Genomic DNA, 11,588 nt, shown 5'->3' with positions numbered 1-11,588 from the left:
GTCACTACTGCTGCTCAGACGTTCACTGCGCGTGGGCCGTCTCGGCCCCGGCGCCCTCCCGGGCGCGCGCGGCGGCCCGCAGCGTCTCGATCTCCTGCTCGAAGTCGGCGAGCGAGTCGAACGACCGGTAGACGCTGGCGAACCGCAGGTAGGCGACCTCGTCCAGGTCCCGTAGGGGACCCAGGATGGCCAGCCCGACATCGTGGCTCGGGATCTCGGCGGCCCCCTTGGCGCGAATGGTCTCCTCGACCCGCTGCGCCAGGATCGCGATCGAGTCCTCGTCGACCGGCCGCCCCTGGCACGCCTTGCGCACCCCACCGATGATCTTCGTCCGGCTGAACGGCTCGGTCACCCCGCTGCGCTTGACCACCGCCAGCACCGCCTCCTCGACGGTGGTGAACCGTTTGCCGCACTCCGGGCAGGAGCGCCGCCGACGGATCAACTGACCGTCGTCCGCCTCCCGCGAGTCGACCACCCGGGAGTCGGCGTGCCGGCAGTACGGACACCGCATCGCCCGACCTCCTTGATCGACTTCGGGTACGCCCCCATCCGCCTCCGGGCACACGCAGGGACGGCGGAGCCGTCCCGCAGGACGGCCGCCGGCTCGGCGGCGCGGAAAGTGCGGTGGGTAGTCGAACCCAACCTGTAGGCGACTTACGCCCATGTGACTACTACATCTAGGGGTCGAACCTATGCCGCTGGCGATCCGAGGTCAAGTTGACCGGCGTGTCCGGCGCGTCACCCACCCTCCCCTCTCCACCCGACCTGAGAACCAACGCGGACCGGTGGCGGGGGTTACCGTCCGGCCGGACAGGATCACCGACAATCCGTACGGGGTCGAACACGCGTTCGACCCCGCGTACCATTTATCAGAACGGGCGTACGACTGTCGCGGTTTTCCGGCCCGACACGCGGAGATAGGTCGTACAGATGTTTGAAAATGACCGATCCCACCGATACGGTCATGAACAGCCGGAGGTGACCATGGTCGCCGCACCGGCCGACAGATCACCGTGCGCACCACGAGCCGCCGAGGCACCCCAGCGCCGACCAGGGAGGACGGACGTGACCGAGGACCGGGCCAACCGGCCGCAGAGCCCGCAGCAGAGCATCGAGGCGGGTCCGCCGGCCGCCCGTCGCCGCAGCGTCACCCGCACCCGCTCCGGGCAGCCCGCCGTGCGCCCGGTGACCCCGGTGGTCAGTGGCTTCCCCGACCCGGCGACCGTCGACCTGACCGCCCGCCAGCGGCGCATCCTCGACTTCATCCGCACCTGGGTGGAGCGGCACGGTTACCCGCCGAGCGTGCGGGAGATCGGCGAGGCGGTCGGGCTGGTCTCCCCGTCGAGCGTCGCCTACCAGCTCAAGGAGTTGGAGAAGAAGGGCTTCCTGCGGCGCGACCCGAACCGGCCGCGCGCGGTCGACGTCCGCTCCCCCAGCGTCGACGACGAGCTGGCCCGCTCGCAACGACCCACCCCGGCGTACGTGCCGATGCTCGGCCGGATCGCCGCCGGTGGGCCGATCCTCGCCGAGCAGTCGATGGAGGAGGTCTTCCCGCTGCCTCGCGAGTTGGTCGGCGAGGGTGAGGTCTTCATGCTCCAGGTCAAGGGCGACTCGATGCTCGACGCGGCGATCTGCGACGGCGACTGGGTGGTCGTCCGGCAGCAGCCGACCGCCGACTCCGGCGAGATCGTCGCCGCCATGCTGGACGGCGAGGCGACCGTGAAGACCTACCGGCGGCGCGACGGCCACGTCTGGCTGATGCCGCAGAACCCGGCCTTCGACCCGATCCCCGGTGACGACGCCACCATCATGGGCCGGGTCGTCGCGGTGCTGCGCCGGATCTGAACGACGACGCGGCCGGTGCTGACCCGAGGTCAGCACCGGCCGCCGTCGGCAATGGCTGCCGTCAGTACCGGTCGCCTCGGTAGCCGTAGTTGCCGCCCGGCATCTGGCCGTACGGCTCGTTGCCGTCCTCGCGGTACCGACCGGAACGCCGACCCCGGTAGTCCGGCTCGCCGCCGGGTCCACCCCGCCGGGGCGGCTCCGCGCGGCCTCCAGCGCCACCACCGGGCTGTCCGCCCCGCCCACCGCCGGGCGGCCCGCCCGCGCGTCCACCGCCGCCACCGGGCATCCCGCCGCCGCGGCCACCACCCGGGGCACCGCCACCCGGGGCACCGCCACCCGGGGCACCGCCACCGCGCCCGCCGCCACCGGGCGGCCCGCCGGCCCGGCCACCGCCACCGCCGTAGACCCCACCGCCGGAACGGCCACCGCCACCCTGAGCCGGGCGTCCGCCGCCGCCCTGCGACGGGCGGCCACCGCCACCGGGACGGCCGCCGTAGACCGGGCCGCCCTCGCCACCCGACCGGCCACCCTGGTCGCCGGAGCGGCCACCGCCACCTCCGCCGCCGTAGACGCCACCGCTCTGAGCCGGGCGGGCACCGTTGGCACCCGCCGGACGGCCACCGCCGTAGACCGCACCCGACCGGGCGCCCTCGGGCCGGTCGCCCTTCGCCGACCCGCCGTAGACGGCACCGGACGGGGCCCCGCCGTACACCGCGCCCCGACCCCGGTCCTTCGGGCCGAAGCCGTCGTCCGTGCGGCTCGGGCCGTCGTCATCGTCGCCGTCGCGGCTCTTGCCCGCCGGCACCGGACGCTTGCGGGCCCGCAGGATGCCGACGATGCCGGCGCCCACCAGCAACGCGCCGAGCACACCGACGGTGGCGATCAGGTAGGTGATGTCGTCCAGGGTCAGCCCGTCGAACCACGACCGACCGGCCGCGTTCTTCACCGCGTCCGGGTCGTCGGCCAGGCTCTTCGGGCCTTCGGTCGACGGCGTGTAGCTGAGGATGTCGACCGGCTCGTTGTCGTCGAGGTGCCCCGCGTCGGAGACGGTCAGGAAGGTCTTCCCGTCGAGCGAGTACGCGATCGCCTCGCCGAACGGGTCGGCCAGCGGGGTCACCCGGGGCGTGCCCGTGGTCAGCGCCGTGACGATGTCGCCGTTCTGCACGTCGTACTCGAAGGCGTCGGCGTACGTGCGCAGCACCACCCGGGCGCCGTCCGGCGACCGGGCCGCACCGGTGATCGCCACTCGCCCGAAGGTGCTCAGCGGGTTCTCGGTGTCGGTCTTGGGCAACTCGATGTCGCCGAGCTTCTTCATCGGCACCGGCTCGGTGTCGCCGGTCTTGAGCGCGCCGTCGGCGGTGAAGATCTCCGCCTTGCCGGACGTCACCTTCGTGATGATCAACGGCAGGTTGTCGTTGCCGATCAGCAGCGCCTCGGCGTCGCGGGGCTTGCCGTCCGGGTACGCCAACCGGTGCAGGACCGGCGACTTGCTGCCGTTGATCGGCATGCTCCAGACCGCCACCCGTTCGCGGCGCTGCCGACTGGTGATGTTGTCGCCGGTGTCGGCGATCCACAACGTGTTGCCGTCCGGCGAGACGGCGAGGTCCTCGGTGTCGAACGGCCCCGCACCGGAGTAACGGACGTCGCGGGTGACGTCGCAGTCCTTGTTGAGGTAGAAGACCCGCTTGCGGCTGTCCTGGTCGGTGCTGTCGTTGATCACGATGTACCCGTTACGGGTGACCACCAGACCGGACATCTCCCGCAGCCGGGAGTCGGTGACCGAACACTGCTTCTTGGGGGCCGCCGCCAGCGGCGCGCCGGCCACCGGTGCCGCCGCCACCGGCGCGACCGCACCGGCGGCGAGCAGCGAACCTCGGTCGGTCGGTGCGACCGGCGGGGCGACATCGGTCACCGGCGATGCGGCGTACGCGGGTGGCGACGACCCGGGCGCGGCGAGAGTGACGCCGGTGACCGCCACGGTGGCCCCGAACAGGCCGAGCGCAACCGTGACCGAGGAGACAGTGCGGTGCATGGAAGGAAGTGTCGCACGCCCCACGTTTCCTTCGGGTGACGCGCCTGGACGGTCACCGCGCGGCACGAACCGCCTGCGACGCGTCGATGTACGCGGTCAGTTCGGCGGCGAGCGCCTCGTTGACGCGTACGTGCAGCATGGTGCCCTCGGCCAGGTGCGCGGTGCTGAGCACCTCGCCCTGCCGGTGCAGGCGGGCCACCAGGTCACCCCGCTCGTACGGCAGCACCACCCGCAACTCCACCGCCGGGCGTGGCAGGCGCTGCTCGATCGCCGTCCGCAGGTCGTCGATGCCACGGCCGCGGTGCGCGGAGACGAAGATCGCCTCCGGCCAGAGCCGCTTGAGGTGCAGCAGGGTCTCCTCGTCGGCGGCGTCGGTCTTGTTGACCACCAACAGCTCGGGCAGCCGGTCGGCACCGACCTCGCCGAGGACCTCTCGGACGGCCCGGACCTGCTCCTGCGGATCGGGGTGGGCACCGTCGACCACGTGCACCACCAGGTCGGCCTCGGCGACCTCCTCCAGCGTCGAGCGGAACGCCTCGACGATCTGGTGCGGCAGGTGCCGGACGAACCCGACCGTGTCCGACAGGGTGTAGACGCGCCCGTCGGCGGTGGTGGCGCGGCGGGTGGTCGGGTCGAGCGTGGCGAAGAGCGCGTCCTCGACCAGCACGCCGGCACCGGTGAGCCGGTTGAGCAGGCTCGACTTGCCGGCGTTGGTGTAACCGGCGATGGCCACGGCGGGCACCGCGTTACGGGTACGCCGGGCGCGCTTGGTCTCGCGTACCGTCCGCATGGCCTTGATCTCGCGGCGGAGCCGGGCGATGCGGTGGCGGATGCGCCGCCGGTCGGTCTCCAGCTTGGTCTCACCGGGACCACGCACACCCACGCCGCCACCGGCGCCGCCGCCACGGCCGGAACCGCCGGTCTGGCGGGACAGCGTCTCACCCCAACCGCGCAGGCGGGGCAGCAGGTATTCGAGCTGGGCCAACTCGACCTGGGCCCGACCCTCCTTGCTCTTGGCGTGCTGGGCGAAGATGTCGAGGATCAGCGCCGTCCGGTCGACCACCTTGACCTTGGTGCGCTGTTCCAGGTTGCGGAGCTGGGACGGGGACAACTCACCGTCACAGATGACCGTGTCGGCACCGGCGGAGAGCACCACCGCGCCCAGGTCGTCGACCTTGCCCCGGCCGATGTAGGTGGCCGGGTCCGGCCGGGTACGCCGTTGGATCAGCCCTTCGAGCACCTGCGAACCGGCGGTCTCGGCCAGCGCGGCCAGCTCGGTCAGGGAGTTCTCCGCGTCGGTCTGGCTGCCCTCGGTCCAGACGCCGACCAGGACCACCCGCTCCAGCCGGAGCTGGCGGTATTCGACCTCGGTGACGTCGGTCAGCTCGGTGGAGAGGCCGGGGACCCGTCGCAGTGCCTGCCGCTCGGAGAGCTCGTAATCGCCGGTGGTGGCGTCGGGCTCGTCGTCGGGAAATGGAACGTGGGTCTCCTGGTCGCGCAAGCGTCTCTCCTGTCCGTTCTGTGCATGTACCGAGCAATCCTGACATGTGTCAACGCCGGGTGCACCTGCTATATGCCCACCGTCGGAACCGACAAAAGCGGGGGCGGCTGCCAGCGGCCCGAGCAGGGCGAGTAGAAATGGGCCAGCCGTTCAGCGCCGACGGAGGGGATCCGCGTGCCCACCACCCGACTGCCCAGTGCCGGATTCTCGATCACGATCCGGATCGCCGTACCCGCCGATGCGTCCTCGATCGGGCGGTTGACCACCTCCGTGGGCGAGGCCGGCGCCATCGTCACCGCGCTGGACGTGGTCGACTCCGACCCGACCCACGTGATCGTGGACCTCACCTGCGACACCGCCGACGCCGGGCACGCCGACCAGGTCGTGGACGCGCTCAGCACGTTGGACGGCGTGGACGTGCGCAAGGTCTCCGACCGCACCTTCCTGCTGCACCTCGGCGGCAAGATCGAGGTCAGCTCGAAGGTGGCGCTGCGGACCCGCGACGAACTGTCCCGGGCGTACACCCCGGGGGTGGCGCGGGTCTGCCAGGCGATCGCGGAGAACCCCGCCGACGCCCGACGACTGACCATCAAGCGCAACACGGTCGCCGTGGTCAGCGACGGCTCGGCCGTGCTCGGGCTGGGCAACCTCGGGCCGGCCGCCTCGCTGCCGGTGATGGAGGGCAAGGCGGCGCTGTTCAAGCGGTTCGGCGGGGTCGACGCCTGGCCGGTGGTGCTGGACACCCAGGACACCGACGAGATCGTCGCCATCGTGAAGGCGATCGCGCCCGCGTACGGCGGGATCAACCTGGAGGACATCGCCGCGCCGCGCTGCTTCGAGATCGAGGCCCGGCTGCGCGAGGCGCTGGACATCCCGGTCTTCCACGACGACCAGCACGGCACCGCGATCTGCGTGCTCGCCGCGTTGACCAACGCGTTGCGCGTCGTGGGCAAGCAGCTCGCCGACGTGCGGGTGGTGGTCTCCGGAGCCGGCGCGGCGGGCACCGCGATCATGAAGCTGCTGCTGCGCCAGGGCGTCGGCGACATCATCGCGTACGACCGGCAGGGCGCCCTGCACCGCGGTCAGACCGACCTCAACCCGGCCTGGCAGTGGCTGGCCGAGAACACCAACCGGGACGGCTACTCCGGTGACCTGGCCGGCGCGCTCAACGGCGCGGACGTCTTCATCGGGGTGAGCGCGCCGAACCTGCTCACCGGCGACGACGTCGCCACCATGGCCAAGGACTCGATCGTCTTCGCGCTGGCCAACCCGGACCCGGAGGTCGACCCCCGGGAGGCGCGCAAGCACGCCGCCGTGGTCGCCACCGGCCGCTCCGACCAGCCGAACCAGATCAACAACGTGCTCGCCTTCCCGGGCGTGTTCCGCGGCATGCTCGACGCGCACGCCGAGGAGTTCACCGAGGAGATGGCGCTGGCCGCCGCCCGGGCCATCGCCGACGTGGTCGGCGAGGAGAAGATCAACCCGACGGTCATCGTGCCCAGCGTCTTCGACTCCCGGGTGGCCCCGGCGGTGGCCGCCGCCGTCCGCGCCGCCGCCCAGAACCCGGCCGTCACCCCGCCCCCCGCCGCCGACCCGGGCCCGGCCGACCTCCCCGAGATCGCCGCCAACGCCTCCGCCACCCCCTGACGCCCGACGCTGACGCCCGGCTCCGGCCGCGCCCGGCACTCTGGACGCGTCAGACCGGGCTACCCGGCCCTGCACACCGTCGGGTAGCCCCGGAGACCGCCGGCACCGCCGATCATGGAGTTGTGGCACAGACAAAGCCCTCTGAATAGGGCATATCGCCGACCACAACTCCATGCTCGGCGCGGTCGGTGGGTGCGGCGGGGGCGGGGGCGGGGTGCCGGGAGTGGTCAGGTGAGGGCGAGGGTGCCGGTGGCCACCAGGACTGCGGGGCCGGAGAGCCAGCAGGAGTCCTCCTCGACGGTCACCGTGAGACGGCCGCCGGGCACGTCGACCGCGACCGTGCCGGTCTCCCGCCCGACGTCGTGCAGAGCGACGGCGGCGACCGCGCACGCGCCGGTGCCGCAGGACAGCGTCTCGGCCGAGCCGCGCTCGTAGACGCGCATCAGCACGTGCGGGTCACCGTCGGCGGCGCCCTCACCGGCAGCGGTGAACTCGACGTTCACCCCGTGCGGGAAGAGCTCCTCGTCGACGTGGGGCGCCCGGGTCAGGTCCAGGCCGGCGAGGTCCAGGCCGGCGGGCAGCGGGCAGACCAGGTGCGGATTGCCGACGTCCACCGCCGTGCCGGGCAGGGCTAGCCCGCCCAGGGCTGCGGTCGAGGCGGCGTACAACCGGGGACGCCGCATCTGGACGGCGACGGTGTCGCCGTCGACCCGGGCGTGCACGATGCCGGCGCGGGTGGCCACCGGCAGGTCGCCGTCGCCCGGGGTGGCCAGCCCGTTCTCCAGCAGGTACCGGACGAAGACCCGCGTGCCGTTGCCGCACATCTCGGCGAAGGAGCCGTCGGAGTTCCAGTAGTCCATGAACCACTCGGCCTCGCCGGCCAGGGCCACGCCGTCGGGGTGCTTGGCGGCACGGACCACGCGCAGCACGCCGTCCCCGCCGAGGCCGCGTCGCCGGTCGCAGATCGTCGCCACCAGGTCGGGCGTCAGATCGAGCGCGCCGTCCGGGTCGGGCAGGATCACGAAGTCGTTGGCGGTGCCGTGTCCCTTGGTGAACTCCACGCCTTCCATCATGGCGCAGCGGAGCGGGCCGCTCCGAGGGCGGCCTCGATCAGTGCCGGATCGGCCGAGTCGAGCCAGCGTACGCGCGGATCGCGGCGGAACCAGGACCGTTGGCGGCGGACGAAACGTCGGGTGGCCCGGATCGTCTCGTCGTGTGCCTCGGTCTCGGTCAGCTCACCGGCGAGGAAGCGCAGTACCTGCTGGTAGCCGAGCGCCCGGCTGGCCGTACGCCCCTGCGCCAGGCCGTGGCCGACCAGCTCGCGGGTCTCGGCGACCAGACCGTCGGCCCACATCCGGTCCACCCGCAGGGCGATGCGCTCGTCGAGCCGGGCCGTGTCCAGGTCGACGCCGAGCTGGACGGCCGGGTAGTAAGGCGTCGGTTCCGGCAGGGCGGCGGTGAAGGGCCGACCGGTCAGCTCGATGACCTCCAGCGCCCGGACGATCCGCCGGCCGTTGCCGGGCAGGATGCCGTCGGCTGCCACCGGGTCGGCCGCGCGCAGCCGCGCGTACAGCGGTGCCGGGCCGACGGCGGCCAGCTCGCCCTCCAGGCGTTCGCGCAGCGCCGGGTCGGTGCCGGGGAACTCGAACCGCTCCAGCACCGCCCGCACGTACAGTCCGGAGCCGCCGACCAGCAGCGGCACCCGGCCCCGGGCCAGGATGTCGTCGATCGCCGCGCGGGCCAGTCGTTGGTACTCCGCGACGCTGGCCGGTTCGGTCACCTCCCAGAGGTCCAGCAGGTGGTGCGGCACGCCCTCGCGTTCGGCGACGGTGAGCTTCGCGGTGCCGATGTCCAGGCCCCGGTAGAGCTGCATCGAGTCGGCGTTGACGACCTCACCGCCGAGCGCGTGCGCCAGCGCGATGCTCAGCGCCGACTTGCCCGCCGCGGTCGGCCCGACCACCGCGACCACCGTGCCCGGGGCGCTCATGCCCGCTCCCAGTTCGCCACCAGGTAGGCCACGCCGTAGGGGGCGCTGTGGTGCCGCAGTTCGCCGTGCCAGTCGCCGCCGCTGGCCCGCGCCGCACCGGCGAGCACCTGCCAGGGCGCCCGCCCGGCGACCCGGAGCTGCGCCGACCGGACGGGGTCCAGGCCGAACAGCGCGTCGACGTCCGCGTCGGCGAGGGCTTCGGCGACCGTCTCGTCGTACGCCTCGGCGCGCGGATCGGCGTAGCCGGGCGCCTTCTCGCCCCGGCAGGCCGACCCGTCCCCCATCACCAGCAGCGCCCAGGGTCGGCCGGACACGAGACGGGCACCGAGGTCGGCACACGCTCCGACCGACGCGTCGGCCGCCACGGTCGACATGCGCCACGTCGCGTCGCCGGACGCGGGCGACGGGTGACGATTCAGCAGCCAGGCACCGACGAGCAGGCCGAGTGGTAGGCGGTCGGTGCCGGGCCGGTCACCGGGGAGGTCGCCGAGGCGTACCTCCAGCGGCAGGCCCCAGGGCGCGAAGCTGCCCTGGAACGGCGGATCGAGCGCGGCGGTGCGCTCGGCGGCCCCGACCACCAGCACGTCGTGCGCGCCCGAGTCGAGCAGCCGGGCGACGGCGGCGTCACAGGCGGCGCGGAGGTCGTCCAGTTCGGGCGCGGCGGCACCGGCCACCTCGGGGACCAGCAGCGGTGGGTGGGGGCAGACGGCGGCGGCGACCAGTGGCACCCGGCAACCGTATCGGGCGGCCGGGCAGGTGGCGCCGAGCACCGGCCGGCGGGCCCCTCGGTCGTACGCCGTTCGGCGAAAAGCGGCACGCCGGTTCGGACGGTGACGACAGAGGGCTAGGACACCGTATGGTCACGGTCGGCGATAGGCGCTCGACGCGGACCGGGGCGGACCTGTGACAATGCCCGGAGAACTTTGACTGCGCCGTGGCGGGCCCGGGAGGCTGCTCCCTGGGCACCGGGAGATCGAGGATGGGCACATGAGCGACTGGACTGCCTTCGGACGGGTGGACGCGGACGGCACCGTTTACGTCAAGACCGCCGAGGGCGAGCGGGTGGTCGGATCCTGGCAGGCGGGAGCACCCGAGGAGGGGTTGGCGCACTTCGCGCGCCGCTTCGCCGACCTGGTGACCGAGGTGGATCTGACCGAGGCGCGGCTCAACTCCGGCGCGGCGGACGCCAACCATTCGCTGAGCACGATCCGGCGCATCCGTGCCTCGTTGGCCGAGGCACACGTGGTCGGCGACATCGACGCCCTTGCCGCCCGGCTCGACAAGCTCGCCACGGTGGCCGAGGAGAAGGCCGGCGAGGCGCGGGCCGCCAAGGAGGCCGCCCGGACCGAGGCTCTGGCGCGCAAGACCGCGCTCGTCGAGGAGGCCGAGAAGCTGGCCGCCGAGTCGACCGGCTGGAAGACCGCCGGCGACCGGCTCAAGGAGATCCTCGACGAGTGGAAGACCATCCGGGGGGTCGACAAGAAGACCGACGGCGAGCTGTGGAAGCGGTTCGCCGCCGCCCGGGACGGTTTCACCCGCCGCCGGGGCGCCCACTTCGCCTCCCTGGACGCGCAGCGCAAGCAGGCGCAGACGGTCAAGGAGGAACTGGTCGCCGAGGCCGAGAAGATCAAGGACTCCAGTGAGTGGGCGTCCACGGCCAACCAGCTCAAGGAGCTGATGAACCAGTGGAAGGCCGCCCCGCGCGCCTCCAAGGAGGCCGAGCAGCGGCTCTGGGAGAGGTTCCGCGCCGCGCAGGACGCCTTCTTCACCCGGCGCAGTGAGGTCTTCTCGGCACGGGACAACGAGCAGCGCGCCAACCTGGAGCGCAAGCAGGCGCTGCTCGCCGAGGCCGAGGCGCTCGACGTCGAGGGCGACCCGAAGGGCGCGCAGGCCAAGCTGCGCGACATCCAGGCACAGTGGCACGAGGCCGGACGGGTTCCCCGGGAGGCGGCGGCCGGGCTGGAGCGCCGGCTGCGGACCATCGACGAGAAGGTCCGCGAGGTGATGGACTCGGCCTGGCGCCGGACCACCCGAGAGGACAACCCGCTGCTGGCCCAGATGCGGTCCCAGGTGGCCGAGGCCGAGGAGCGGCTGGCCCGTGCCCAGGCGGCCGGCGACGCCCGACGGATCAAGGAGGCCGAGCAGGCGCTCGCCTCGAAGCGGCAGTTCCTCCAGTTGGCCGAACAGGCTGGCTGAGCGCACCCCGGACGACCCCGGTTCCCGTGTGGGAGCCGGGGTTTTTCCGTCGCCGAAACCCCTGGTCAGCACGATGTGAACGTACGACATTTACATCGAGCCGATTCTATGGTTACCTGGGGAAAGCGTTTGCCCTCCGGGGCCAGACACGCCGAGCCACTCCGACCCACTCCGTCCGACGGCAGGCCGCACTCCGCGAACACCCCGGCACCGCCGCCCCTGGGCAGGGCAGTCACCGGCGCCGGAGCGTACCCCCTGCCGACCGGATGACGCATCGAGGCCGACGCCACGGGACGCACCACCGGCACCCGATCGTGGCGGGCCGCATCGCGGACGCGTCCGGGCAGCGACAGTCGGTCCGCGAACACCACGCGTCGTCC

Annotated in this window: 9 protein-coding genes; 3 read left to right on the top strand and 6 right to left on the bottom strand. The window is 72.8% G+C overall.

Translation table 11 applies throughout. From position 1 onward, the window contains the following. Positions 1–22 precede the first annotated feature (22 nt). Complete coding sequence (gene nrdR, locus ACQVFL_RS07790; RefSeq protein WP_350693877.1) at positions 23–511, bottom strand: transcriptional regulator NrdR; 489 nt, start codon at positions 509–511, stop codon at positions 23–25. A 554-nt stretch (positions 512–1,065) separates the two neighbouring features. Here nrdR and lexA point away from each other — a divergent pair. Continuing rightward, on the top strand, positions 1,066–1,845 hold the full coding sequence (gene lexA / locus ACQVFL_RS07785; RefSeq protein ID WP_396691605.1) for a transcriptional repressor LexA: 780 nt from the start codon (positions 1,066–1,068) through the stop codon (positions 1,843–1,845). A 61-nt stretch (positions 1,846–1,906) separates the two neighbouring features. Here lexA and ACQVFL_RS07780 read toward each other — a convergent pair whose 3' ends face one another. Both ACQVFL_RS07780 and hflX read right to left on the bottom strand, forming a co-directional pair. Continuing rightward, positions 1,907–3,877 (bottom strand): hypothetical protein, encoded by a 1,971-nt coding sequence (locus ACQVFL_RS07780; protein WP_431729039.1) that lies wholly within the window; start codon positions 3,875–3,877, stop codon positions 1,907–1,909. Between the two features lie 52 nt (positions 3,878–3,929). Next, positions 3,930–5,378 (bottom strand): GTPase HflX, encoded by a 1,449-nt coding sequence (hflX, locus tag ACQVFL_RS07775; protein WP_431729038.1) that lies wholly within the window; start codon positions 5,376–5,378, stop codon positions 3,930–3,932. Between the two features lie 174 nt (positions 5,379–5,552). On the opposite strand from hflX, the gene ACQVFL_RS07770 reads away from it, so the two are divergent. Next, on the top strand, positions 5,553–7,025 hold the full coding sequence (locus tag ACQVFL_RS07770; RefSeq protein WP_396691608.1) for an NAD-dependent malic enzyme: 1,473 nt from the start codon (positions 5,553–5,555) through the stop codon (positions 7,023–7,025). A 227-nt stretch (positions 7,026–7,252) separates the two neighbouring features. Here the strand turns inward: ACQVFL_RS07770 and dapF are convergent, their stop codons facing one another. The 3 genes from dapF to ACQVFL_RS07755 are packed head-to-tail and all read right to left on the bottom strand — an operon-like array spanning position 7,253 to position 9,740. Beyond that, on the bottom strand, positions 7,253–8,086 hold the full coding sequence (dapF, locus tag ACQVFL_RS07765) for a diaminopimelate epimerase (protein WP_431729037.1): 834 nt from the start codon (positions 8,084–8,086) through the stop codon (positions 7,253–7,255). An 8-nt stretch (positions 8,087–8,094) separates the two neighbouring features. Next, on the bottom strand, positions 8,095–9,126 hold the full coding sequence (gene miaA, locus ACQVFL_RS07760) for a tRNA (adenosine(37)-N6)-dimethylallyltransferase MiaA (protein WP_396691893.1): 1,032 nt from the start codon (positions 9,124–9,126) through the stop codon (positions 8,095–8,097). Next, positions 9,009–9,740, bottom strand: a complete 732-nt coding sequence (locus ACQVFL_RS07755) for a class III extradiol dioxygenase subunit B-like domain-containing protein (RefSeq protein ID WP_431729036.1) — start codon at positions 9,738–9,740, stop codon at positions 9,009–9,011. The genes miaA and ACQVFL_RS07755 overlap by 118 nt, the downstream gene beginning before the upstream one ends. Positions 9,741–9,999: 259 nt before the next feature. On the opposite strand from ACQVFL_RS07755, the gene ACQVFL_RS07750 reads away from it, so the two are divergent. Beyond that, positions 10,000–11,208: a DUF349 domain-containing protein gene (locus ACQVFL_RS07750; protein ID WP_396691611.1), complete on the top strand. Its 1,209-nt coding sequence runs from the start codon at positions 10,000–10,002 to the stop codon at positions 11,206–11,208. Positions 11,209–11,588: the final 380 nt, after the last annotated feature.

The sequence above is a fragment of the Verrucosispora sp. TAA-831 genome (assembly GCF_050780145.1).
Lineage (GTDB): Bacteria > Actinomycetota > Actinomycetes > Mycobacteriales > Micromonosporaceae > Micromonospora.
This window is presented reverse-complemented; position numbering and strand designations above follow the sequence as displayed.

Coding starts and splice junctions, on each gene's coding strand:
- nrdR (WP_350693877.1), bottom strand. CDS start 511: ATGCGGTGTCCGTACTGCCGGCACGCCGACTCCCGGGTGGTCGACTCG.
- ACQVFL_RS07780 (WP_431729039.1), bottom strand. CDS start 3,877: ATGCACCGCACTGTCTCCTCGGTCACGGTTGCGCTCGGCCTGTTCGGG.
- ACQVFL_RS07750 (WP_396691611.1), top strand. CDS start 10,000: ATGAGCGACTGGACTGCCTTCGGACGGGTGGACGCGGACGGCACCGTT.